General features: G+C 62.9%; 20 protein-coding genes and 3 pseudogenes. 12 read left to right on the plus strand and 11 right to left on the minus strand.

Annotation, left to right across the window (positions count from 1 at the left end):
• Window positions 1-13: 13 nt before the first annotated feature.
• The 9 genes and pseudogenes from EXN22_RS18585 to EXN22_RS26730 all read right to left on the minus strand — a co-directional run.
• Entirely contained in the window at window positions 14-712 is a 699-nt protein-coding gene (locus tag EXN22_RS18585) for a response regulator (protein WP_130265445.1), read from the minus strand.
• Window positions 709-3,363 carry a sensor histidine kinase gene (locus tag EXN22_RS18590; protein WP_130265446.1) on the minus strand — a complete coding sequence of 885 codons (2,655 nt, stop codon included), beginning with the start codon at window positions 3,361-3,363 and terminating at the stop codon, window positions 709-711. The genes EXN22_RS18585 and EXN22_RS18590 overlap by 4 nt, the downstream gene beginning before the upstream one ends.
• 15 nt (window positions 3,364-3,378) lie before the next feature.
• The gene (gene kdpC, locus EXN22_RS18595; protein ID WP_130265447.1) at window positions 3,379-3,939 is read right to left on the minus strand and encodes a potassium-transporting ATPase subunit KdpC; all 561 of its coding nucleotides are present in this window, start codon (window positions 3,937-3,939) and stop codon (window positions 3,379-3,381) included.
• Window positions 3,940-3,954: 15 nt separating this feature from the next.
• Complete coding sequence (gene kdpB / locus EXN22_RS18600) at window positions 3,955-6,009, minus strand: potassium-transporting ATPase subunit KdpB (RefSeq protein ID WP_130265448.1); 2,055 nt, start codon at window positions 6,007-6,009, stop codon at window positions 3,955-3,957.
• A 10-nt stretch (window positions 6,010-6,019) separates the two neighbouring features.
• On the minus strand, window positions 6,020-7,714 hold the full coding sequence (gene kdpA, locus EXN22_RS18605; RefSeq protein WP_130265449.1) for a potassium-transporting ATPase subunit KdpA: 1,695 nt from the start codon (window positions 7,712-7,714) through the stop codon (window positions 6,020-6,022).
• Window positions 7,715-7,722: 8 nt separating this feature from the next.
• Window positions 7,723-7,812 (minus strand): K(+)-transporting ATPase subunit F, encoded by a 90-nt coding sequence (kdpF, locus tag EXN22_RS18610; protein ID WP_130265450.1) that lies wholly within the window; start codon window positions 7,810-7,812, stop codon window positions 7,723-7,725.
• Between the two features lie 265 nt (window positions 7,813-8,077).
• A complete protein-coding gene (locus EXN22_RS18615) occupies window positions 8,078-9,766 on the minus strand; it encodes a putative bifunctional diguanylate cyclase/phosphodiesterase (RefSeq protein ID WP_130265451.1) in 1,689 nt (562 codons plus the stop codon).
• A 22-nt stretch (window positions 9,767-9,788) separates the two neighbouring features.
• Window positions 9,789-10,787 (minus strand): annotated as a pseudogene (locus tag EXN22_RS26725) (methyl-accepting chemotaxis protein); the annotation flags it as partial.
• Between the two features lie 285 nt (window positions 10,788-11,072).
• Window positions 11,073-11,342: pseudogene (locus EXN22_RS26730) on the minus strand (PAS domain-containing protein); the annotation flags it as partial.
• A 278-nt stretch (window positions 11,343-11,620) separates the two neighbouring features.
• Between EXN22_RS26730 and EXN22_RS18625 the strand changes: the two are divergent.
• On the plus strand, window positions 11,621-11,935 hold the full coding sequence (locus EXN22_RS18625) for a helix-turn-helix domain-containing protein (RefSeq protein ID WP_130265453.1): 315 nt from the start codon (window positions 11,621-11,623) through the stop codon (window positions 11,933-11,935).
• Window positions 11,936-11,998: 63 nt separating this feature from the next.
• Here the strand turns inward: EXN22_RS18625 and EXN22_RS18630 are convergent, their stop codons facing one another.
• Complete coding sequence (locus EXN22_RS18630; RefSeq protein ID WP_130265454.1) at window positions 11,999-12,466, minus strand: NUDIX hydrolase; 468 nt, start codon at window positions 12,464-12,466, stop codon at window positions 11,999-12,001.
• 219 nt (window positions 12,467-12,685) lie between these two features.
• On the opposite strand from EXN22_RS18630, the gene EXN22_RS18635 reads away from it, so the two are divergent.
• From EXN22_RS18635 to EXN22_RS18665, 7 genes are all read left to right on the plus strand, one after another.
• A complete protein-coding gene (locus tag EXN22_RS18635) occupies window positions 12,686-13,996 on the plus strand; it encodes a C4-dicarboxylate transporter DctA (protein WP_130265455.1) in 1,311 nt (436 codons plus the stop codon).
• A gap of 69 nt (window positions 13,997-14,065) precedes the next feature.
• On the plus strand, window positions 14,066-14,770 hold the full coding sequence (locus EXN22_RS18640) for a FadR/GntR family transcriptional regulator (protein WP_130265456.1): 705 nt from the start codon (window positions 14,066-14,068) through the stop codon (window positions 14,768-14,770).
• Between the two features lie 17 nt (window positions 14,771-14,787).
• Window positions 14,788-15,474 carry a GntR family transcriptional regulator gene (locus tag EXN22_RS18645; protein WP_130265457.1) on the plus strand — a complete coding sequence of 229 codons (687 nt, stop codon included), beginning with the start codon at window positions 14,788-14,790 and terminating at the stop codon, window positions 15,472-15,474.
• Window positions 15,475-15,805: 331 nt separating this feature from the next.
• On the plus strand, window positions 15,806-17,038 hold the full coding sequence (locus EXN22_RS18650; RefSeq protein ID WP_130265458.1) for a TULIP family P47-like protein: 1,233 nt from the start codon (window positions 15,806-15,808) through the stop codon (window positions 17,036-17,038).
• 24 nt (window positions 17,039-17,062) lie between these two features.
• Window positions 17,063-18,685 carry a TULIP family P47-like protein gene (locus tag EXN22_RS18655; protein ID WP_130265459.1) on the plus strand — a complete coding sequence of 541 codons (1,623 nt, stop codon included), beginning with the start codon at window positions 17,063-17,065 and terminating at the stop codon, window positions 18,683-18,685.
• A gap of 125 nt (window positions 18,686-18,810) precedes the next feature.
• Window positions 18,811-19,221 carry a DUF7079 family protein gene (locus tag EXN22_RS18660; protein WP_130265460.1) on the plus strand — a complete coding sequence of 137 codons (411 nt, stop codon included), beginning with the start codon at window positions 18,811-18,813 and terminating at the stop codon, window positions 19,219-19,221.
• Between the two features lie 64 nt (window positions 19,222-19,285).
• Window positions 19,286-20,332, plus strand: coding sequence for a hypothetical protein (locus EXN22_RS18665; RefSeq protein ID WP_130266863.1), 1,047 nt, complete (start codon window positions 19,286-19,288; stop codon window positions 20,330-20,332).
• A gap of 9 nt (window positions 20,333-20,341) precedes the next feature.
• On the opposite strand, the gene EXN22_RS18670 is transcribed toward EXN22_RS18665, so the two are convergent.
• Complete coding sequence (locus EXN22_RS18670) at window positions 20,342-20,788, minus strand: PACE efflux transporter (RefSeq protein WP_130265461.1); 447 nt, start codon at window positions 20,786-20,788, stop codon at window positions 20,342-20,344.
• A 123-nt stretch (window positions 20,789-20,911) separates the two neighbouring features.
• Here EXN22_RS18670 and EXN22_RS18675 point away from each other — a divergent pair, with 123 nt between their 5' ends.
• From EXN22_RS18675 to EXN22_RS18685, 4 genes and pseudogenes are all read left to right on the plus strand, one after another.
• The gene (locus EXN22_RS18675; protein ID WP_130265462.1) at window positions 20,912-21,796 is read left to right on the plus strand and encodes a LysR family transcriptional regulator; all 885 of its coding nucleotides are present in this window, start codon (window positions 20,912-20,914) and stop codon (window positions 21,794-21,796) included.
• Between the two features lie 175 nt (window positions 21,797-21,971).
• Window positions 21,972-22,955 (plus strand): annotated as a pseudogene (locus tag EXN22_RS26735) (cache domain-containing protein); the annotation flags it as partial.
• Window positions 22,956-23,117: 162 nt separating this feature from the next.
• Window positions 23,118-23,858 (plus strand): methyl-accepting chemotaxis protein, encoded by a 741-nt coding sequence (locus tag EXN22_RS26740; protein ID WP_407691977.1) that lies wholly within the window; start codon window positions 23,118-23,120, stop codon window positions 23,856-23,858.
• Between the two features lie 227 nt (window positions 23,859-24,085).
• Window positions 24,086-24,871: a sulfite exporter TauE/SafE family protein gene (locus EXN22_RS18685; RefSeq protein WP_130265464.1), complete on the plus strand. Its 786-nt coding sequence runs from the start codon at window positions 24,086-24,088 to the stop codon at window positions 24,869-24,871.
• Window positions 24,872-24,936: the final 65 nt, after the last annotated feature.

A 24,936-nucleotide genomic window follows, 5' to 3' on the forward strand; every position in this document is an offset into this window, starting at 1 on the left:
TCCCACAGGGCCCTTAATTCTGCTCCGGTCCGATCAGGCGATAGCCCACCCCGGGCTCAGTCACGATGAACCGCGGCGCCGTCGGATCATCGCCCAGCTTCTGCCGCACATGGGCGACGACGATGCGCAGGTAATGGCTGTCATCGACATGGGTCGGCCCCCAGATGTCCTTGAGCAATTGCTGCTGGGTGATCACCCGCCCCGGGTGGCTGGCCAACTGCGCAAGCAATGCATACTCCTTGCGGGTCAGCGCCACCTCGACACCGTCCAGGGTCACCCGGCGAAACGCCAGGTCGACAGTCAGCGGCCCGAAGCTCAGCGCCGCAGCGGTCGCCGACGCCTGCGGCGCCTGGCGCAGCAGCGCGCGCACCCGAGCCAGGAACTCCTGAATGCCGAAGGGCTTGGTCACGTAGTCGTTGGCGCCGTTGTCCAGCGCCTCGACCTTCTGGATTTCACTGGCGCGCACCGACAGCACCAGCACCGGCACCGCGCTCCATTCACGCAGTTCGCGCAGCACCTGCTGGCCGTCCATGTCCGGCAGGCCGAGATCAAGCACCACCAGGTCGGGGCGCGCCAGTGCCGCCTGGGTCAGGCCCTCGGCGCCGGTACCGGCCTCCACCACCTTGTAGCCCTGGGAGCTGAGGCTGATACGCAGGAACTTGCGGATTTGCGGTTCGTCATCGATGACCAGCAGGGTCGCGCTCTGGCTCATGGGGCTTCGCTTTCAGGCTCGGGTTGGGTTGGCAGCGGCAAGCATAGAGTGATGCAGGTGCCCTTGCCATCGATACCGTCAGCGACCCGGATGTGCCCGCCGTGGGCACCGATCATGCCCTGACAGATCGCCAGCCCCAGGCCCGTGCCCTGCCCGCCCCGATCACCGCGAGCAGCGGTGTAGAACATGTCGAAGATGCGCTCGCGATCCGCTTCGGGAATGCCTGGCCCTTCATCGCTGACGGCAAAGCAGAGCATCTGCTCGTCAACGCTGACCTGCAGATCCAGACGCCCCGCCGCCGGCGAAAAGCGCGCGGCGTTCTCCAGCACATTGATCAGCGCCTGCTCGATCAGCGCCGCATGCACGAACAGCAATGGCAGTTCGGCCGGCACTTGCGTGCGCAATTGCAACGGCGCCAGCACCACCCGCAGGCGGTTCAGCGCACTGCCCACGATATCGCCTGGCGCCACCCAGTCGCGGGCAAGCTTGAGCCCGCCATGGCCCAGCCGGGTCATGTCGAGCAGGTTCTGGATATAGCGATCCAGGCGTTCGGCTTCGTTGCGGGTGCCTTCGAGCAGCTCCTGGCGATCGGCCCTGGGAATCGCCTCGCCAAGGGCCAGCAGGCTGTCGATGCTGCCACGCATGGCGGTCAGCGGCGTGCGCAGGTCATGGGATACCGAAGCGAGCAAGGCGCTGCGCAATTGCTCGGTTTCGCCATGCAAACGTGCCGATTCCAGCTGCTCGGCCAAGCGCGCCCGGGCCAGGGCCTGGGCCAGCGGCTGGCTCAGGGCCTTGAGCAGGCGGCAATGCTGGGCCGTCAGTTGCTCGCCCTTGCGCGGCCGCACACCGAGCAGTGCCAGGCGCGCATCGTCCACCGACAACGGCCACCACCACCAGCGGCCATTGGGCAAGGTGTCGCTGCCAAGCCCCGCCGCCTGGTCGTGCTGCCAGGCCCAATCGGCAGCGGCGCGCTCATTGTCGCTGAACTGCAGGTTACCGCCACTGGCCACTTGCAGGCGGCCCTCGGCGTCGCGCTCAAGCAGGCACACCTGCAAGTCCTGCCAACCGTCCAGATGCTGCCCGGCGGCGGTGAACACCGCCTGGCGGTCGGTGGCGGCGGTCAGTTTGCGCGACAGGTCGAGCAACTGGCTGGTCTGTTCCTGAGTTTCGCGCAGGGCCTGCAACTGCCGACGCTGACGCGCGGCAAGGTTGCCGGTGAGCGCCGCCATCAGCAGGAAAAACAGCGAAGTCAGCACATCCTCTTCACGCTGGATGCTGAAGGAGAAATTCGGCGGGATGAACAGAAAGTCGTAGGCCAGGAACGACATCACCGCACAGGCCAGCGCCGGGCCCAGGCTACTGCGCACCGCCACCAGCAACACCGCGGCCAGGAACACCAGGGAAATGTTCGGCAGGGCCAGTACGCTGGCCACCGCCCAGGCCAGGCCCGTGGCCAGGACCGTGGCGGCGAATGCCAACAGGTAATGACGCCAGACCCAGACCTTTTTCACCGCCGCGCTGGGCGGCTCGGGTTGGGTGTCGCGGTCAAGCACGTTGATTTCCAGGCCGTGGGCGTCACGCAGCAGGCGTGTCGCCACTCCGGCACCGAACAGGCGCCGACGCAGGCGGTCGCGCGACTGGCCGACCAGCACCAGGCTCGCGCGCCGCTCCAGGGCATGCTGAATCAAAGTCCTGGCCACCTCGCCGGCACGCAGCAGCACCACTTCCCCGCCCAGGCGTTCCGCCAGTTGCTGGGCCGCCTGCAGGCGCTGGCGCGCCGCTTCGTCACGCAAGCGGCCGTTGTCGACGTGGACCAGGGTCCAGGGCAAGTGGCGCCGTTGTGCCACCCGGCTGGCGTGACGCACCAGGCGCTCGGCCTGGGCATCGCCATCGACACCGACCAGCAGCCGCCCACGCAACGCTGGTGCATCCTGCCCCAACTGACGGTATCCGTGGGCCAGGTCGGCATCGACCTGGGCGGCGGCCGTCTGCATCGCCAGCTCGCGCAGGGCGGTCAGGTTGGTCTGGGTGAAGAATGCATCGATCGCCGCCCGCGCCTGCTCCGGCACATACACCTTGCCTTCGCGCAGGCGTTCAAGCAGCTCGCGCGGTGGCAGGTCGATCAGCACCAGCTCGAAGGCTTCCTGCAAGACCCAGTCCGGCAGGGTTTCGCGCACCTGCACGCCGGTAATGCCACGCACCTGGTCGTTGAGGCTTTCCAGGTGCTGGACGTTGACCGTGGTGTAGATGTCGATGCCGGCGGCCAACAGTTCCTGGACATCCTGCCAGCGCTTGGCGTGGCGGCTGCCAGGCGCGTTGCTGTGGGCCAGTTCGTCGACCAGCACCAGTTGCGGGCGGGCCTTGAGCAGACCGTCGAGGTCCATCTCTTCAAGCTGCATGCCACGGTATTCGCTGCGCAGCAGTGGCTGCTGGGGCAGACCGCCCAGCAGCGCCTCGGTTTCGGCGCGCCCGTGGGTCTCCACCACTGCCGCCAGCAGCGCCACGCCCTGGCGCTGCTGGGCATGGGCGGCCTGGAGCATGGCGTAGGTCTTGCCCACCCCGGGTGCCGCACCCAGAAATACCTTGAGCCGGCCGCGCCCCTCGCGCGGCAGCCCGGCCAACAACGCATCGGCGCGTTCGGAATTGCTCATGCTCACTGCCTGTCCTTATTTCGACGTCGGCGACAAACGCTCAAGGGCGTTGTTCAGGGCCAGTACATTGACCACCGGCGGGCCGATCAAGGGGTGCAGGGTGGACTGCTCGACCAGGACTTGCAAGGCCTCAGAAGCAACCTTGCGCGCCGCTGCCACCCGCGGCAGTTGATAGGCCACTGCGGCGGGCGAAAGGTGCGGATCCAGGCCGCTGCCGGAAGTGGTGAGCAAGGCCAGCGGCACTGGCCCCTGCGCTTCGATGTACAGTTGCGCGGCGCTGCTCTTGACCCGCTCGGCCAGCGCCGGGTTGCTCGGCGCCAGGTTGCTGGCGCTGCTCGACACTGTGGCATAGTCACCGGCCGATGGCCGCGACTGGAACCAGGCATCGCCCTCGAAGCGTTGCGCGATCAACTGCGAGCCGCGTACCTGGCCCTGCTCATCGCGCAGCAGGCTGCCATTGGCCTGTTCCGGAAAGGCCACTTGGGCGATGCCGGTGACCACCAGCGGGTATACCGCGCCGGTAATCAGGGTCATCAACAGGATCAGGCTCAGGGCCGGACGAATGTGTGTAGTCATGGTCATCTCCTTGGTTCAGACCAGGTTCAGGGCAGTCAGCAACAGGTCGATCAGCTTGATCCCGGCGAACGGCACGATCAGTCCGCCCAGGCCATAGATCAGCAGGTTGCGGCGCAACAGGTGGGCGGCGCTGGCGGCCTGCACCCGGACCCCGCGCAGGGCCAGGGGAATCAGCACGACGATGATCAGGGCGTTGAACACAATCGCCGAGAGAATCGCGCTCTGCGGGCTGCTCAGGTGCATCAGGTTGAGTACGCCCAGTTGCGGGTAGATTGCCGCGAACAGCGCCGGGAGAATGGCGAAGTACTTGGCCACGTCGTTGGCAATCGAGAAGGTGGTCAGGGCGCCACGGGTCACCAGCAGCTCCTTGCCGACCTGGACCACATCCAGCAGCTTGGTCGGGTCGCTGTCCAGGTCGACCATGTTGGCCGCCTCGCGGGCTGCCTGGGTGCCATCGTTCATGGCCATGCCGACATCGGCCTGGGCCAGCGCCGGGGCGTCGTTGGCGCCATCGCCGCACATGGCCACCAGGCGCCCGTCATTCTGCTCCTGGCGGATGCGCGCCAGCTTCTTCTCCGGGGTGGCTTCGGCGAGCACGTCATCGACCCCGGCTTCGGCGGCGATGGCAGCGGCGGTCAGCGGGTTGTCACCGGTCACCATCACCGTGCGAATCCCCAGCTTGCGCAACTCGGCAAAACGCTCGCGGATGCCCGGCTTGACCACGTCCTTCAGGTGGATCACCCCCAGCAGGCGCTTGTCGGCGCACACCAGCAAGGGCGTGCCGCCGCTCTGGGCGATCTTGTCCACTTCCCGGGCCAGCGGTACCGGCATTTCCAGGCGTTGCATGCCGACGAAGGCCAGCACCGAATCCACCGCGCCCTTACGATAGCGATGCTGTTGATAGTCGATACCGGACAGCCGGGTTTCGGCGCTGAAGGCCACTGGCGTGAACTGATCGGCAGCCGGTTCGTTGAAGTCATGCAACTGGCGCAGGTACTCGACGACCGACTTGCCTTCGGCGGTGTCGTCGGCCAGCGACGCCAGCAAGGCGCCCTCACCCAGCTCCCGCGCGGTGACGCCAGGCGCGGCGTGCAAGGCGCTGCAGCGCCGGTTGCCGAAGGTGATGGTGCCGGTCTTGTCGAGCATCAGCACATGCACATCGCCCGCCGCCTCTACCGCACGGCCGGAGCGGGCGATGACGTTGAGGCGCACCAGGCGGTCCATGCCGGCGATGCCAATGGCCGACAGCAGGCCGCCGATGGTGGTGGGAATCAAGGTGACCAGCAAGGCCACCAGGAACACCAGCGCGATGCTGCCACCGGCAAAGTGGGCGAACGGCTGCAGGGTCACCACGACCACCAGGAAGATCAGGGTCAAGCCGATCAGCAGGATATCCAGGGCGATCTCATTAGGCGTCTTCTGCCGCTTGGCGCCTTCGACCAGGGCAATCATGCGGTCCAGGGTCGACTCGCCGGGATTACTGGTGATGCTGATCAGCAGCCAATCGGAAACCAGCCGGGTGTTGCCGGTCACTGCCGAGCGATCACCACCGGATTCGCGGATCACCGGCGCGGACTCACCGGTAATCGCCGCCTCGTTGACCGCGGCGATGCCTTCGAGCACCTCGCCGTCGCCGGGGATCATTTCCCCGGCCGAGACCTTGACCACATCGCCTTTGCGCAGGCTTGTGGCCGGGACCACTTCGAAGCTGCCCGAAGCCGTACGGCGACGGGCACTGAGGCCCTGGCTGCCAGCCTTGAGGCTGTCGGCGCGAGCCTTGCCACGGCCCTCGGCGAGGGCCTCGGCGAAGTTGGCGAACAGCACGGTGAACCACAGCCACAGGGCGATCTGCACCGCCACGCCGGTCGGCACGCGGTTGTCAGGCAGCAAGCACAGCAAGGTGGTGAAGATTGCGGTGAGTTCCACCACCAGCATCACCGGCGAGCGCTTGAGCTGGCGCGGATCGAGTTTGACGAAGGCCTGCACCAGCGCCGGGCGCCACAGCGCGGCAAAGGTGGTACGCGCCGCCTCGACAGGTTTGGCCTTTACTTCAGGAATCGGCATGTTCATGAATCGCTCCTCACAAGCCCAGGCTCAGGTACTCGGTCACTGGCCCCAGGGCCAGGGCCGGCAGGAAGGTCAGGCCACCGATCAATAGAATGGTCACCACCAGCAAGGTGACGAACAGCGGGCCGTGGGTCGGGAAGCTGTTCTGCCCCACAGGCGCGGATTTTTTCAGTGCCAGGCTACCGGCCAGGGCCAGCACCGGCAGGATGTAGCCGAAGCGGCCGATGAGCATGCCCAGGCCGATCATCACGTTGTGAAAGGTGGTATTGGCACCCAGGCCGGCAAAGGCCGAACCGTTGTTGGCGCTGGCCGAGGTGTAGGCGTACAGCAGCTGGCTGAAGCCATGGGCACCGGGGTTGCTGATGGCCGCCGCAGGTCCTGGCAGGCTGGCGGCCAGGGCGCCGAGTACCAGCACGCCAACGGGCATCACCAGCAAGGTGGCCACCAGCAGTTGCACTTCCCGCGCCTGCAGTTTCTTGCCCAGGTATTCCGGGGTCCGGCCGATCATCAGGCCGGCCAGGAACACCGCGATCAGCACGTTGAGCAGCATGCCGTAAAGACCGGCACCGACACCGCCGAAGATCACCTCGCCAACCATCATGTTGACCAGCGCGACCATGCCGCTGAGCGGGTTGAGGCTGTCGTGCATGTTGTTCACCGAACCGTTCGAGGCGGCGGTGGTAGTGACCGTCCAGAGTACGCTGGCGGTGGTGCCGAAGCGGCTTTCCTTGCCTTCCAGTGGCGCGGTCTGTTCAACCAGCGGGCTGCTCAGCGTCGGGTTGGCCTGGTACTCGCTCCACAGCGCGGTGCCGCCACCGATCAGGAACAGCGCGAGCATGCCGGCGATGATCGCCCGGCTCTGGCGCATGTCCTTGACGTAGTGGCCGAAGGTGAAGACCAGGGCCACCGGAATCAGGATGATCGAGGCCACCTCGAACAGGTTGCTCCAGGCGCTAGGGTTTTCGAACGGGTGCGCCGAGTTGACGCCGAAGAAGCCGCCGCCGTTGGTACCCAGTTGCTTGATCGCAATCTGGCTGGCGGCCGGGCCCAGCGGGATGGTCTGGTCAGCGCCCTGCAGGGTCAGGGCATGCACGTAGTCGGCGAAAGTTTGCGGCACGCCCTGCCAGACCAGCAGCAAGGCCAGCAGCAGGCACAGCGGCAACAGGCCGTAGAGGGTGGCGCGGGTCATGTCGACCCAGAAATTGCCCAGGGTCTTGGCCGAACGGCGGGCAATGCCACGGCACAGGGCGACCAGTACGGCCAGGCCGGTGGCGGCGCTGACAAAGTTCTGCACGGTCAGGCCGAGCATCTGGCTCAGGTAGCTGACCGAGGCTTCGCCACTGTAGGACTGCCAGTTGGTGTTGGTGACAAAGCTCACCGCCGTGTTGAACGCCAGCGACCACTCCTGCCCCGCCAGGTGCTGCGGGTTGAGTGGCAGATAGCCCTGCAACTGCAGCACGGCGAACACCAGCACGAAGCCTGCGAAGTTGAAGGCCAGCAAGGCCAGGGTGTACTGCTGCCAACTCTGCTCCTTGCCGGCATCGACCCCGGCCAGCCGGTAGCACACCCGCTCGACCGGCCCCAGCAGCGGCGACAGCCAGGTGCGCTGGCCTTCCATCACCTTGAAATAGAAACGCCCGAGCAAGGGCGCCGGGAGCAGTACCAGCGCAAAGAACGCCAGCAGCAACGCGTAATCGTAACTGTGCATGGTCGCTCCTAACCCCGATTGGCGCGCAACAGCGCGACCAGCAGGTAGATCATCAACGCCACTGCCAACAGCAGTGACACCCCGTCCAGAATGCTCATGAAAACTCTCCGTCCTTACGGCACGTGCCGTTGACGGTCATTGTCGGTAGAGCGGCTGTAAAGGGACGAGACCCAGAGCCTGGGGCAGGCATAAAGAATGCGTAAATAACACACGTGTAGGAGCGGGCTTGCCCTGCGATAAGGCCAGTGCAGCCAGTTGACCTGATGCTGTCTGGATTGCGAGCGCTGCGCGCACGAATCGCGGGGCAAGGCCCGCTCCCACCAGGTCAGCGGGGCTCTCGGTGAGAACGAGCCAGCGCCGCCCCTACTGGGTCTTCCACTGCGACGGCTGCTGGTAGCCGGCAACCCAGTCGATCACCTGCCCAACCGGCATTGGCCGGGCAATGCAGTAGCCCTGGGCGATCTCGCAGCCCAGGCCCATCAGCAACTGGCCATGCTCGACAGTCTCCAGGCCCTCGGCAATCACTTGGCGGCCAAAGGCCCGGGCCAGGCCGATCACCGCGCGTGTCAGCGCCAGGTCGTCCTGGTCGTGAAGGATGTCACGCACGAACGACTTGTCGATCTTGATGGTCCGCGTTGGCAAGCGCTTGAGGTAGCTCAGCGACGAGTAGCCAGTGCCGAAGTCGTCCAGGGAGAACTGCACGCCCAGGCGCTGGCAGGCATCCAGGCACTGGCTGACTCGCTGGATGTTCTCGATGGCCACCGACTCGACGATTTCCAGATCGAGCAGCGCCGGCGCCACCTGCGGGTGACGGTTCAACAGCCGCTGCAGGCGTTCGACAAAATCGTCACGTTGCACATGACGGGCGGCGATGTTGACGCTGACCGGCCACTCATGGCCCTGCGCCTGCCAGCGTCGGATGCAGGTCATGGCCTGGTCGATGACCCACTCGCCGATTTCGACGATCAGGTCGGTCTGTTCGATCTGCGGCAGAAAATCTGCGGGCAGCACCAGGCCCTTGTGCGGGTGCTGCCAGCGCAGCAGCGCTTCGAAGCCGATCACCGCACCGCTGCGCATGTTGACCTTGGGCTGGTAGTGCAGGCACAGCTCGCCGTTGTGCAGGGCCTGCCGCAAGCGTGCCACGGTCTGGTGGGTGGCCTTGACCTCCTGGTCCAGCGATACGTCGAACAGGTGAAAGCGGTTGCGTCCACGCTGCTTGGCCACATACAGGGCCTGGTCGGCATGCCGCACCAGGGTGTCGGTGTCTTCATTGTCCTGAGGGAACAAGGTCACGCCGATACTGGCGCTGACGCGAATCTGCTGGTCGCGGATCCGGTACGGCGCGGCAAGTGCGCTCAGCACCCGGTCCAGGGCCGCCTGCAGGTGCGCCGGTGCCTGCACGTGGCGCAAGATCAGCACGAACTCGTCTCCCGACAACCGCGCCACGGCATCACCGCCGCGCAGGATGCCCTTGAGGCGCGTGGCCACCTCCACCAGCAGCAGGTCGCCGCAAGCGTGGCCGTAACCGTCATTGACTGCCTTGAAACCGTCCAGGTCGAGCATGCACACCGCCAGTGGGATGTCCTCGTTGCGTGAGAACTCCAAGGCCTGGTTGAGCAGGTCGGACAGATAAGCGCGATTGGGCAGCCCAGTGAGCACATCGTGGCCCACCCGCCATTGCAGGGTATGCAGCAGTTGACGCTTCTCGGTGACGTCGAAGCGGATCGACACGTACTTGCGCACCTTGCCAGTGGCCAGGTCGATCAACGGCACCATGGTGCTGTCTACCCAGTACAGCGAGCCATCCTTGGCCCGGTTGCAGATCTCGCCTTTCCAGACCCTGCCGGCAACCAGGGCACGCCACATATCAAGGAAGAACTCCGGCCCATGCAGGCCGGCGTTGAGGATCCGGTGATTGGCCCCCAGCAGCTCCTCGCGGCTGTACCCGGAGATGCTGCAGAACTGCTCGTTGACGTAGGTGATCCGGCCACTGAGGTCGGTTTCGGAAAAGATCGCGGCGGCATCGACGGCCGCGCGGTAGTTATCGTCCATGAATTCCTCTGCACCCTGGCGGCTAGCGATTGAAACGCTCGACCAGGGCCCGCAGACCCGAAGAAATGCTTTGCAGCTCGGCACCGCGGCTGGCCGCGGCATTGGCGTTGAGCGCGGTGGCTTGCACGGTGCTGGCAACGTTGTTGATCTGCTCGCTGACGGTTTCGGCCACCGATGACTGCTCCTGCGAGGCGGCGGCCATCTGCTGGCTCATGTCGCTGATCTGCTCGACCGCCCTGCGAATACCCTGCAGCGCGCGCTGCGCTTCAAGTACCTGGGCCACGCCCTGCTCGGCTTCGGTGATGCCCAGGCTGGCAATACCCACCGCCTCGTCGGCGCCACTGCGCAGGTTCTCGATGATGCTCTGGATCTGCACGGTCGATTGCCGGGTCTTGGCCGCCAGCGCCCGCACCTCGTCGGCAACCACGGCAAAGCCACGGCCCTGTTCGCCTGCCCGGGCCGCCTCGATGGCCGCATTGAGCGCCAGCAGGTTGGTCTGCTCGGCGATCGAGCGGATCACCTCGGCGGCGAGCATGATGTCCTGGGTCTGCCCGGCCAGGTGGGTCACCGCCTGATTGATCTGGCTGACGGTGCCCGCCAGCAATTGGATTGCTTCGCGGCTGGTGCCGGCGACCTGGCTGCCCTGCTCGGCCAACTGGTTAGCGGTTTGTGCCTGGACCGCCGTCTGCTGCACATGCTCGGCCACCTCGGCGATGGACGCAGCCATTTGTGTCATGGCGGTGGCGGTCATGTCGGTTTCACCACGCTGCTGGAGCAACGCAGCTTCGGTACTGCCGGACAGCTGGCTGGCATCACGGGCCGCTTCGGCCATCTGCGTGGCCAGATCGCTCAGGCGGGTCAGCGCCGTCTTCAGCCGCGCCTCTTCACTGATCAGGATCATCTGCAACTGCGCCGCCGAGCCCAGCTCATCGCTGTAGGTCAGGGCGCTGATCTGATCGGCAAAGGTATTGCCAGCGCACTGCACGATTCGGCTCAGTTGACGGCCAAGGCGGCTGTGGGACCACAGGCCGAGCAAGGCGAACAAAACGAAGGTGATGACCTGCCCTAGCCAGCCCGGCAATGCCTGGTTTACCGCCACCGCCAGCGCCCCCGCGGACAGCGGCAGGCTCAGCACCTGGCCCAGTTGCGTCAGCCGCCGCCCGGCAGCCACCGGCGCCTTGCCTTCACGCATGCGCGCATACAATGCCTCAGCGCGGCGTACCTGTTCACGGCTCGGTTTGACCCGCACCGACTCGTAACCGACCAGGCGACCCTCTTCGAGGATCGGCGTGACGTAGGCGCTGACCCAGTAGAAGTTGCCGTTCTTGCAGCGGTTCTTGACGATGCCCATCCAGCTCTGGCCAGCCTTGAGGTAGTGCCACATCAGTTCGAACACGGCAGGCGGCATGTCCGGGTGGCGGACCAGGTTGTGCGGGCTGCCGATCAGTTCGGCCTGGCTGAAACCGCTCATGGCGGCGAATTCGGCGTTGCAGTAGGTGATCTTGCTGTTGGTGTCGGTGGCGGAAATAAGCCGCTGATCCTCGCCGAAAGTCTGCTCGAGCGAGGTGACCGGCATGTTGAGACGCACGATAAAACTCCATATGCAGGGGTCTGCGAGGTTGAGCGGCGCAGTGCGCAAACCATTCGTCCGACACCGAGGGCCCCGCTTTGTCGGGATGCTTTGCTAAAGGGATACAGCGCCCAGCCAGGGGTTGAAACTCGATGGCTTTTGACCTGTCCAAACGCACAATTCTACGAATTACATCACATTTTGCAAATAAAGGTGATGAATCGTGGCGTTGTCTATTGCCTATGGATATCGTTAAGTTCTTGATTCTAAATGGGAATTAAGCGATGACAATTTCAAGTTTGGGTTCGGCCATCAGACGTTACCGCAAGGTAGCCGGGCTCACTCAGGCTGAACTTGGCGAGAAAACCGGTTTTGACCCCAAGACCATCAGCCGCTTCGAAACTGGCACCTACACCCCCAGCGTGGAAGCCCTGCTGACCTTTGCCGAGGTGCTGGGCATCAAACTCAAAGCCTTCTTCGCCGAGCAAGACGACGAAGACGAGCAGCGTGCCTACCTCTTCGGTGTCATCCACAAGGCCCCACCGCAGGACCTGGGCAAGCTGATCGCGGCGGTGGACCTGGCCATGTCCAAGCCATAGTCCCGGCAACACGGAAAAAGCGGCAGGTCGGACCTGCTGCTTTTTTTGCCCGCACAGCGCACCCTAACTGGTCAGACCGGTAAAGCCATTAGAAATCATCTGTGAGCTGCCGTGCAACAAACCAGCACAGCCAGCAGGCTTGATCGCATCGATTGCCGCCGGATCAATCCACCGCCAGTCCAGGGTCTGGTCGCACAGCACGATTTCGCCGGAAAACTCGGCGCTAAACAGGTAATTGTGCTCGTGGATTCTCTGCTCACCGAGGGTGATGTTCTGCTCGACAACCCCCAGGAAACGGTGGTTGAACGTCTGCACCCCGAACTCTTCCACGATCTCTCGCCTGGCCCCTTCGAGCACAGACTCGCCAACCTTCAAGCGCCCGCCAGGGAGCGCCCAACTGGCGTCATCGTCGGTTTTTTTCTTCTGTACCAGCAACTCCCCTTGGTCGTTCTTCAAAAAGACTGAACACCTGACTGAGAAGCGCAACTGGCCCATATGAAATGTCACATCAGGACGATTTGACGAGGTCATGAATCTGCTCCAACTCCGGTTGTTGAATGGCTAAGCCACTGATTTTACTCACCCTGAGATTTTACATCTTCTGCTTGCGCAACAATCCCTTGCCAAGCCGAAAAAACCGCGCCTACACTGCCCAGGCACTGGACATACCGGTAAGACCACAATAATTAAGTCCTCCGCTCTTTCGCCCCCGTGGCATCGAAGCAGGGACACCGACCAGAGATCCCTCCCATGCTCAAATGGTGCTCGCGTTCGATCTTCCTCCAAGTGGTGCTGGGCCTTGTGCTAGGCATAGCCTGCGGCCTGAGCTTTCCTGAAGTCTCCCTGCAACTCAAACCCCTCGGTGACGGTTTCATCAAGCTGATCAAGATGCTCATCGGCCTGATCGTGTTCTGCGTGGTGGTCAGCGGTATCTCCGGTGCCGGCGACCTGAAGAAGGTTGGGCGTATCGGCCTGAAATCGGTGATCTACTTCGAAATCCTGACCACCATCGCCCTGGTCATCGGCCTGGTGTTCGCCTTCACCTCGGGCATCGGCAGCGGCGCCAACATTCACCTCGACCAGTTGTCCAGCGCCGAAGCCAGCACCCTGGCCGAACGCGGTCAGCACATCCACGGCACCGCCGCATTCTTGATGGACCTGATCCCGACCTCGGTGATCGGCGCCTTTGCCGACAACAACATCCTTCAGGTCCTGCTGTTTTCGGTGCTGTTCGGCAGCGCCTTGAACCTGGTGGGTGAAGCGGCCTCGGGTATCTCGCGGTTGATCAACGAACTCAGCCATATCATTTTCCGCATCATGGGCATGATCGTGCGTCTGGCGCCGATCGGCGTGTTCGGCGCGATTGCCTTCACCACCAGCAAATATGGCCTGGAATCACTGCAGCACCTGGGCGGCCTGGTGGCTTTGTTTTACCTGACTTGCACCGGCTTCGTGCTGTTGATCCTCGGCACCGTGATGCGCCTGTCGGGCCTGAAGATCCTGCCCTTCATCAAGTACCTGCGCGAAGAGCTGACCATTGTCCTGGGCACCGCCTCCTCCGACGCCGTGCTGCCGCAGGTCATGCGCAAACTGGAACACCTGGGCATCGGCAGCTCGACGGTGGGGCTGGTGATCCCGACCGGCTACTCGTTCAACCTCGACGGATTCTCGATCTACCTGACCCTGGCAATCGTGTTCATCGCCAACGCCACTGGCACGCCGCTGGCCATGACCGACCTGCTGACCATCCTGCTGGTATCGCTGATCACCTCCAAAGGCGCCCACGGCATACCGGGCTCAGCGCTGGTGATTCTTGCTGCGACCCTGACCGCGATCCCGGCCATCCCGGTGGTCGGCCTGGTGCTGGTACTGGCGGTGGACTGGTTCATGGGCATCGGCCGGGCCTTGACCAACCTGATCGGCAACTGTGTCGCCACGGTTGCCATTGGCCGCTGGGAAGGCGATATCGACATGGAGCGGGCCAACAATGTGCTGGCCGGCAAACAGGGCTTCGGTTTTGCCCAGCGCAAGACCCCGAACGCCCATCAACAAGAGTTCTGAATAAAACGGCCGGCAGCACACCTGCCGGCCCCAGGAGCAAACCCTGCACCTGTTCTCATGGAGTGAACAATGATCAGCTCATCGACCGTCGTCAATTCGGTGGTGGAAAAACTCCGCCAGGCCCTGGCCCGCGGCCAGTGGCGCTCTGGCGACATGCTCCCGGGCCAGCGCGAACTGGCCGAACAACTGGGCATCAGCCGTCCGAGCCTGCGTGAAGCGGTGACCGTGCTGGAAACTCTGGGCCTGGTACGCTCGATGCCGGGTAAAGGCGTGCTGGTGCTGGACACCGATGCTCCCGACGCAGCCGTTGCCCCCAGCGGCGTCGCCCAGGCCAGCCTGGAAGACGTGCTGCAACTGCGCTACACCCTCGAACCCTTCATCGTCGGCCTGGTGGCGCAGTCGATCAGCAGCAAGGAGATCGGCCAGCTGCGCCTGACCCTGATGGACATGCGCGAAGCCCTCGAAGAGCAAGACAGCGAAGCCGGTGTTAACGCCTACATTGCCTTTCACGAAGAGCTGTTCACCCTGACCGCCAATCCGATCTTTCAGAGCGTGGTGCAGCAGACCAGCAACGCCCTCAAGCAAAGCGCCGCGGTGCTGCGCAACTCGCCCGAGCACCTGGCGGCACGGCTTGAGGAAAACGAAGCGGTAGTACGCGCCATCCGCAACAAGAACAGCGCCCAGGCCAGTGCGCAGATGCGCCACCATATCCTTCAGGAAGGCCGGCGCATGGGCATCGAACTGAACATCCCGGACGATCATCCGGGCCTCTGACCCCAAGGAGTGCGACCATGAACGCCAGCGCCCACGCCCATGACACCGCCCTGCCCTCGCTGCTTGCCCAGGGCGAGCGCCGGTTGTCGGCCGAGCAGATCTACCCGCGGCTGTTCGATGCCATCCTCGAACAGCGCCTGGCCCCCGGCAGCGCCTTGACCGAACAGGCGCTGGGCGATGCCTTCGGGGTCAGCCGCACGGTGATTCGCCGGGTACTGGGACGCCTGTCCGATCAACAGGTGATCGTCCAGCGCCCCAGCCACACCGCCCGCCTGGCCGCGCCCGACCCGCAGCACGCGCGGCAGATCCTCAGCGCCCGGCGCCTGGCCGAAACCACCCTGATCAGCCTTGCGGCCAAGCGCTCACGGCCGGCCAAGATCCGCCAGTTGCGTGAACTGGTGGCCCGTGAGCGCCAGCATCATGAACAGGGCCAGCGCTGCACGGCGATCCGCCTGGGTGGCGAGTTCCACCTCAAGCTGGCGGAAATGGCCGACAACGTACCGCTGGCGCGCTTTCTCAATGGCCTGGTACCCCAGACCTCGCTGATCATTGCCCAATATGAAGCGCGGCCGTGCAGTCACTGTGCCTGGGAGGAGCATGCAGCGATCATCGATGCGCTGGAAGACGGTGACGGCGAGGCGGCGTTGGCGTTGATGCATGAACACCTGGATCATATCGAGGCCAAGCTTGATCTGAATGACTGAGGCCCAGCCACGGCCCCCTCCAGATGACTCATCACACAACGCTATAACCCGCTCTTATTCTCATTTCGAAACGTTCCGACCTGGGCTTGCCAGGCCCTGGCCCTGTGCCACACTGCTCTGCACACCCGCTTGCAGGAATGGATCGCCATGCTCGCTACCCTGCTGTTGAGCCCTTGTCTGAACACCTCGCCCACACCGCCGGATAAATCGCCGGATCATTGACAGCCCACCCCTGAACAACGCCCAGCCACCTCGCGATCTTGCGCGTGAACGCGGCTGACTGCGCAACGGTTAAAAATCACAAACAACCCGTGCACGGAGGCTTGGTCACATGCAAACCAAAGGATGGGATACCCTCAGTATCGTCAAACAGGAAGCCGTCAACGCCAGCCTCAGCAAGTCCTGGCCGCAGCTCAATCCCGAATTCAACCAGGCCGTCGGCGACAGCTACCGCTGTTCCGGTGTTTTCGACTGCTGGAGTGTGGTCAACGGCGGTGGTGGCCGCCTGCTGCGTTTGCGCATGCCCATCCGCTCGGGTGAGCTGAAGGTGGGCCAGACGATCATTGAGCTGGCAGCCACAGTGGCGATCATTGAAGTAACCCTGTCGCTGTTGCCACAGTCGGGCACCGAATCAGTCCTCAAGTCGAGCTACCTGAAAGTCGCGCAAAACCCGGGGCAAATTCCCGAAGACCAGGGTGGCTGGCTCCTGCCCATCACCCTGCAAGATCCACAGGGGCGGCTGGGGCCTTATGCCTCGCTGGTGCTGGATGCCATCTGCGCCTACCTGATTGCCAACCCCAAGCAATTCGAACACATCTTCGCCCATATCAATTTTGCCAAATCCGGAGCCCCGGCCTGGGCCCTGCCGAAAAAATGCACCTACAGCTACCTGGACTCCGGCTACCTGGCGGTTCTGGGCGTCTGTAGCGACCGGGACATCAGCGAGCTACCAAGGGATGTCGATGTTACCGGGCTGGGCCTGGGTGCCAGCTCTTACTACATCCTTGCCAACCAGATGCTCCTGGAGAACCTGATCCTGCCAGGTCTGGTCGCGCTCTATCAGGATGCTTCCAAGGGTGACTACCAGTATCAGGCTGGCGAACTGATCAATCGTCGGCAACTGCGCATGCAGGAGATCAAGTCCGGGCTGATCTACTACACCCCGGTGGTCTGGGCCGGCAAAAACATTGCCAGGGTCGTCGGCGATTTCCTGCGGGTGAAATTCGACGGCAACTGCGACCTGTATGCCGGCATCAACATGACCTGGAACGGCTGGGTGACCATGAAGCCGACGCTGAACAACGGCGTGATCACCTTCAGCAAGCTGTCTTCGGATTTCCAGCACGACGAAGACATCCCCTGGTACCTGCAATGGCTGCTACCGGTGGTCGGCCTGATCGTCACCATCGTGGTAGCCGTCATTTCCAGCGACTTGATCAGTTCCATTGCCAACCGTGGAGGGTCAATCAAAGCCGACAGCATCAACTGCACGACCTGGAACCAGGCCACCAACAACGTCATCGCCTGCAGCCTGAGCGAGGCGCTGGTGGTGGAGTACGTATAACCCCTCAATACAAGGAATCGTATGATGAGTAGCGCAGATAATGTCATCCTGTCCGGCCTCAGCCAGCCTGCCTCGCTGACCCTGAGTCATCTGGATGAAACATTGCGTTCAACGCTGAAAAACTCGTTGCTCTACAAAAACGCCGAGCGCGTTGTCGAGCAACCTGCAGAAGCCGACATGCTCGAGCTCGCCAGCAGCGTCACCACCAATGGCTGGGATACGGTGAGCATCTGTCGTGTCTCGGCCTTGAACGAGCGGATCAAACTCGAGAAAACCTATCCGGCGAACATCGAGTCGAGCATTGACACTTTTTCGCTCAAAGCTGACTTCGCGCCCTGGGCAATCAGCACCGGCGGCGACGGACGTAACGTCAAGGTCAGAATCCCGCTCAAGTCGGGCAGCTACAAAGGCCTGAGCGGCAAGACCTATGACATCGCAGGCGTTTCAGTCGAGGCCTATGTCAAGCTGAGCTACTTTCCGCTGCCCGCGCCCAACGTCGCCAAAGACGGCACCTACAAGCTGGAAGTCAATACCAAGATCGTCGACCCCAGCGACCCGATTGCTGCGGTGATTTCCCTGCGTGACCCCAACAATGTCCTCGACACCGTCAATCAGAGCCTGCTGCGCGGCATCATCGAGGGCTGGCTGAATAAACCGGAGAACCTGGCCAAGTTCGACACCCTGTTTTCCACCGTAGTCATCAACAACATGGGCAAGGAAAGCGAAGACTACAAATGGTTGCGCGGCACCGCCATGAGTTACGCCTACACCGACAAGAGCACCGAAGAAAGCAGCATTTTCGGCGTACTGTGCATGACCAACGAACGCGACTACAGCGGCTTGCCCAATCAGCTTCCGGCAGTCAGCCTGGAACAGGACAACAATTCGATGTTCCTGATCAGCCGCGAGATTTTCGTCAAGTACCAGTTACTGCCGTCACTGCCGTTCATCTTCAAGGATACCAACAGCAGCAACTACACCGTCGACACGGCCGGTACCACGATCACGGCAAAAGGCTTGAAACTTGATTCGATCAAGTACGGTGCAGTTACCTACTACCCGGTGGTCGAGAATTTCGACATCAACTTCGACGAAACCTATATCCGCACCGAAGCCAGGATTCGCACCGACATTTCTCCCGGCGTCGTTGCCTACACACGTATCGTCACCAAACAGACCCTGGAGCTGGGCGAGAACAGCAAAGGCGAACAGATCATGGTCTATTCCATGGTCGGCGACCCGGATGTGCAGAACAACGTCGACATCGCCACCTGGGTGGTGGTCACCGAAATCATTGTCGCAGCCATTGCCGCGGTTGCCACTGCAGTGGCCGGTGGCGTGGGCGGCAAGATCGCGGCGCTGATCGTCGGCATTATCGCCGCCGTCATTGTCGCGGTGGTCGGCCTGATCATCCACGTGATCATCGAGAAAGTCATCGCCGGGGGGGTAACGGATGAAATTCCGTCTATTGCGCCGATGGTCAAAGTCGCGGCCAACCAGGTCAAATGGCCGTTCTGCGAACCGGATGCCTTTGTCCTCACCGGGATCAGTTACAACGGTGCGCTGATCTTCAATGGCTCGTTGAAGCTTCTGGAGAAATTCCAGATCCGCAACAAACGACTGACCCTGGCTGCACTGACGGCTTGAGTCCTCGCTAACCCCAGGTGACACCCCTCGCGCCAGCGATGGTGCGAGGGCGTGTGGCGGCAAGGATATCCGCCGACGCCTGCAGGCTTTACCATAGGCCGATGAATGCCTTGGAGAGCATGCGGATGAACCAAAGGATCCCGGTACCTGCACTGCAAATGACTCCGGAGCAACGTCACCAAGTACGCGTGGCGATGTCCGACGCTTTCGTCGACACCCACATCGAATACGCCTGGATCGCCCGCCACCTGGTGGGTTTCGACCGCGAGCTGCTCAAGGAAATTTTCTACAGCGAAGTCGCCCCCGCCTGTTACAGCAACATGATGACGCCGGTCCCGCCGATCTGGACCGGCTTCTGCGAAACCTGGCTGCACAACGAGATAGAACAGACCCTGCAAGCACGCCGCAACAGTTGGTGGCGACGCCATATCGACCGCGTGCTGAACGCCACCTGGGTGTGGTTTTTCTGCAAGGAGATCTGGGCTGACATCCTCACCGCCCTGGACGAAGCCGAGGCCGAACAACAGCCCGAGTGACGGCACCTATACTCAGGTAACCACTGCGCCCGAGCTTGCCTAACCAAAGGGGGGCTGCGCCTTGATCCCGCGTTCCCCGCTCATCGCCCTGCTGCTCGCCTTGTTACTGGCGCTGGGGGGGTGCGGCTCGCGGCAAAAGGTCGCCGAACCACCCCCCATTCCGGTCAGCCCGGCGACCTGGCAACAAATCGACCGCGAAATCATCGAGGCTTCGCTGGCCACCACCAGCTCGGTCAACGACTATGCCCGGCGCTCCATGCGGGTGTGGAAGGAGCGCGTACAGCAATACACCGAAAGCGAGTTCATCCCCTGGTTCACCGGCTACTGGACCCAGCAATGGCTGACCATGAAAGTGGCCTGGTACAAGATGAACAGTGGCGAAGGCAGCCAAACCCCGGAACAGCGCCTGGCCCTGTACCTGCAGGAGCAGTACCATGAGCGGGTGCTGGACCCGGTGGCCAAGGAGATCGACCCCGAAGCCATCCGCGACCGGGCCATGGAGCTGTATATCCAACTGCTCGGCCAGCAGTTGCAGCAGATTGCCCAGCGCTACCGTGTGCCACCTGACCAATTCAACCTGCACCTGACGCGGATCCAGGCCATCGGCCTGGGACCACCGGCCAACAGCAACGCGTCGCTGCATCAACTGCTGTTCAGCAAGCCACTGGAGCAGCAGCCCGCCTATGCCGCACTGCTCAAGCGCCTGCACAGCGCGGTGCGCGCCGGTACCCAGCGCTCGGACATCGGCCTGTCATCGGTGGCCCGCCAAGCCAGTGAAAAACTTGGCGCCACCCTGGCGCCACGGGGCATTGCCAGCGCCGTTGCCGCAGCGGTGGGGCGCGCTGCCGGCACGGTGATTTCCCTGGCGGCAACCGGCATCGGGGTGATGACCCATAATCGCGAGCAACCGGCGATGGTCGAACAACTGCGGGTGATACTCAACGTGGCGCTGAACGAGGAATGGCGCGAACTGATGGAGAACCGCAAGACCGGGGCCATGGCCGGGGTCTACTACCTGTCGGGGGAAATCGAAGACAGCCTGCTGGCCGCCGAAGGCCCCGAGCCTGAGCCACAGCCCGCGGCCCAGGTAATTACCCTGCCGGCGCAGTAAGGGCTTGGCTCAAGCGGCGACACCCGCCTGCGGTTGTGCCTGGGCCGAAGTCGGCAAGCCGAAGATCCGGTCGAACAACCAGTTATAGATGAAGGTGTAGCACGGGATGAGAATGATAAAGGCCAGGTCCACCACAAAGGCTTCGAGCAGGCTCATGTCCAGCCACCAGGCAATCAACGGGATCAGGTAGACCACCAGGGTCAGCTGAAAGCCGATGGCATGCGCCACCCGCCGGGCCACGCTACGCCCGCGCCGGGCCTGGCGGCTTTCCCAGTACTCGAACAATGTGTTGTAGATGAAGTTCCAGGCCATGGCGATGGTAGTGATCATCACCGCCAGCGGCCCGGTGTTGCTCGGCGCGCTGTCGGCCAGGTAGGCCAGGCCCAGGGTCGACATGCACAGGCCGATCAGTTCATAGGCGGTCACATAGACCAGTTTGCGTTTAACACCTTGCACGTTGCTAACCTCGATTTTGCGGTAAAACGCTGCCCTTGCCGGACAACTGAGGCGGGCAAGCATGCGTCAATCTTCTTGACAGCCAAAGTCAGCAGCTATCAGATTGACTGACAGGAGATTGCCATGAACTTTTCCAGCGACAACATCGAAGTGTTTCTCGCCGTGCTTGATCGCGGCTCGTTTTCAGCGGCTGCCCGGGCCTTGGGCCGGGTACCTTCGGCAGTGAGCATGGCGATTGGCAACCTTGAGGCGGAGCTGGGCCTCACGCTGTTCGAGCGCACTCACCGAGAAACCCGCCCCACCGCCATGGCCCAGGCCCTGGAGCCCCACGCGCGGATGATCGCCACCCAACTGGGGCAATTGCAGGTACATGCCCTGGAGCTGTCCCAGGGCCTGGAAAGCACCCTGAGCCTGAGCGTGGTGCCGGACATCGATCACACCCGCCTGCTGGCGGCAATCAGAACTATCAGCGAACGCCACCCCATGCTCGAAGTCGAGGTGCTGACGGCCCCGCAGGAAGATGCCCTGCAACTGCTCCACACTGGCCGTGTCAACCTGTGCCTGGCCTTTGCCGGGCTGCAAGTAGACCCCCGGCAGCGCTTTCAGAACATCGGCATGGAGTCGCTGGTGGCCTGCATCGGCCCGCAGCACCCGGCGCTGCAGCAACGCCCGCGACAGATCGTCTGCCTTGAAGACCTGGCCAACCTGCGGCAGATTCTGGTAGCCAGCCGCGACCTGCCACTGGCCGACACCCGCGCGTTGATCGGCAAGGCGCATTGGCGCACCGACAGCCTGACCATGGCCGTGGAAATGGTCGAAGCTGGCCTTGGCTGGGGTGACTTTCCGCTGTCACGGGTGGCGCCTTTGCTGCAAGACGGGCGCCTGGTGCGCCTGGATTTCAGCAATACCCGCAACGAGTTGCAACTGCCGGTGCATGCATTCTGGCGCCAGCATCAGCCATTGCAAAAGGCGGCCCAGGAACTGGTCCGTTTGCTGGGGGTGCAATAGCGCGCCTGGCTGAAACACGCGAGCCAGAGCACAAGGTAGGAAAATCCTGTCAGCCCCTGCGGCAAAAACTCCTATCAATTTTTCAGTTTCGCGGCCGATACCCGTCTGGATAGGTACGAGCACACGCCAAAAGCGCCGCTCGGCACTCCTCTTTACTGGCACAAGGTCTCGGAACATGAACCTGAAATTTCGCCACAAGATCCTGCTGTGCGCCTGCGGCGTCGTGGTTCTGGCATTTGCATTGTTTACCCTTTACAACGATTACCTACAACGCAACACCATTCGACAGAACATCGACTCGTCGGTCAAACAGGCCGGCGCGCTGGCTGCCAGCAGTGTGCAGAACTGGATGGGCGGACGCATCCTGGTCCTGGAAAACCTTGCCCAGGACGTCGCCCACCAAGGCGCCAACGCCGACCTTCCGGGGTTGGTCGACCAGCCTTCGTACACCCAGAACTTCCAGTTCACCTATGTTGGCCAGGCCAACGGCGTGTTCACCCAGCGCCCTGACGCGAAAATGCCCGACGGCTACGACCCGCGCCAGCGTCCGTGGTACACCGCTGCCGTGACCGCTAACCAGACCATGCTGACCCCGCCGTACATGGCCGCTGTCGGCGGCCTGGTGGTCACCATCGGCATGCCGGTCAAGAGCAAGACCAATGGCGAGCTGCTCGGTGTGGTCGGTGGCGACCTGAGCCTGGCGACCCTGGTCGACATCATCAACGCCGTGGACTTCGGCGGTATCGGCCATGCCTTCCTGGTCGACCGCAACGGCCAGGTGATCGTCAGCCCGGATAAAGACCAGGTGATGAAGAACCTCAAGGACATCTACCCGGGCAGCGGCCTGCAAGTCGCTCCGGGCACCCATGAGGTGACCCTGAACAAGCAGGAGCGGATCATCTCCTTCGCACCGGTCAGCGGCCTGCCGACGGCTGACTGGTACATCGGCTTGTCCATCGACCGCGAAAAAGCCTACGCCGGCCTCAGCCAGTTCCGCACCTCGGCCATCATCGCCATGCTGATTGCCGTCGCCGCCATCGCTGGCCTGCTGAGCCTGTTGATTCCAGTGCTGATGCGTCCGCTGACTACCATGGGCCGCGCCATGCAGGACATCGCCCAGGGCGAAGGCGACCTGACCCGCCGCCTGGTGGTCGAGAACAAGGACGAGTTCGGTGAACTGGCCAGTGCCTTCAACCAGTTCGTCGAGCGTATCCATGCCTCGATTGCTGAAGTGTCTTCGGCCACCCGCCAGGTACACGATCTCTCCGAGCGGGTGATGAGCGCCTCCAACGCCTCGATCATCGGCTCCGAAGAGCAGAGCATGCGCACCAACAGCGTGGCTGCGGCGATCAACGAACTGGGCGCCGCCACCCAGGAAATCGCCCGTAACGCCGCCGACGCCTCGCAACACGCGAGCGGCGCCAGCGAACAGGCCAACGACGGTCGCCAGGTGGTACAGGAAACCATCTCGGCAATGACCTCGCTGTCGCAGAAGATCAGCGAATCGTGCGAGCAGATCGAAACCCTCAACACCAGCACCGATGACATTGGCCAGATCCTCGACGTGATCAAGGGCATCTCCCAGCAGACCAACCTGCTGGCGCTCAACGCCGCCATCGAAGCAGCCCGTGCCGGTGAAGCCGGGCGTGGTTTCGCCGTGGTGGCCGACGAGGTCCGCAACCTGGCCCACCGTACCCAGGAGTCGGCGGAAGAGATCCACAAAATGATCACCACCCTGCAGGTCGGTTCGCGCGAGGCGGTGCACAACATGAACGCCAGCCAGGTTTCCAGCGAAGAAAGCGTGCTGGTCGCCAACCAGGCCGGTGAGCGTCTGAGCAGCGTTACCCAGCGCATCGGCGAGATCGATGGCATGAACCAGTCGGTGGCTGCGGCGACCGAAGAGCAGACTGCCGTGGTCGAAAGCCTGAACCTGGACATCACCCAGATCAACGTGCTGAACCAGCAAGGCGTGGCCAACCTCAATGACACTCTGCGTCATTGCGATGCCCTGGCCCAGCAGGCCGGGCGCCTGAAGCAACTGGTCGACAGCTTCAAGATCTGACCGCTGTAACAGACTAAAGGGGCCGCTTGCGGCCCCTTTTTTCATCCTGTGCGCTACACCACGCATATTTGTAGGTCGCAGACAGAAGTTGGGCTGTGACATCGCTTCGCGGGGCAAGCCCGCACCCACACCGGTTATAACCTAATAACGAACAAGTCTATTTAGCTATAAAAAAACCTTTATGCTGGCTGCCATCCGATCACGGGCACGATGGCATTAGGTTACTTATGGATGTAGGTTCTTTCGGTTTTACCATTGCAGGCCTGGTAGTTGGATTCATCGTCGGCATGACCGGCGTCGGCGGCGGCTCGCTGATGACCCCGATCCTGCTGTGGTTCGGCATCAACCCCGCCACCGCCGTAGGCACCGACCTGCTCTACGCCGCCATCACCAAAGCCAGCGGCGTCTGGGTCCATGGTAAGAACAAGAACATCGACTGGAAAATCACCGGCTGGCTGACCCTCGGCAGCGTCCCCGCCGCCGCCCTGACCTTGTTGTTTCTCGCCAGCCTCGACACCGACACCCAGGCCGCCAACGCCGTCATCAAGCAAGGCCTGGCCGTGGTCCTGGTCCTCACCGCCCTGGCCATCCTGTTCAAAAGCAAACTCCAGGCATTTGCCAGCAAGCACGCCGGCGACCGCTACCACCTGAGCGGCACCAGCCTCAACCTGCTGACCGTGGTCACAGGTGTGCTGCTCGGTGTCATGGTCTCGCTGACCTCCATCGGCGCCGGCGCCCTGGGTACCGTGGCACTGTTCCTGCTCTACCCCTACCTGGTCACCCGCCGCCTGGTCGGCACCGAAATCGCCCACGCCGTGCCCCTTACCCTGGTCGCAGGCCTGGGCCATGCGAGCATGGGCAACATGGACTGGTCGCTGCTCGGCTACCTGCTGCTGGGTTCGCTGCCCGGCATCTACATGGGTAGCCACCTGACCGGCCGGATCTCCGACAGCGTCCTGCGCCCATGCCTGGCCGGCATGCTGCTGATGATCGGCTACAAGCTGGCGTTCTGATCCAGGTTATCAACCGACACAATCCCTGTGGGAGATCGCGGGTCGAGCCCGCTCCCACAGCCTCA

The organism is Pseudomonas tructae (assembly GCF_004214895.1).
Taxonomy (GTDB): domain Bacteria; phylum Pseudomonadota; class Gammaproteobacteria; order Pseudomonadales; family Pseudomonadaceae; genus Aquipseudomonas; species Aquipseudomonas tructae.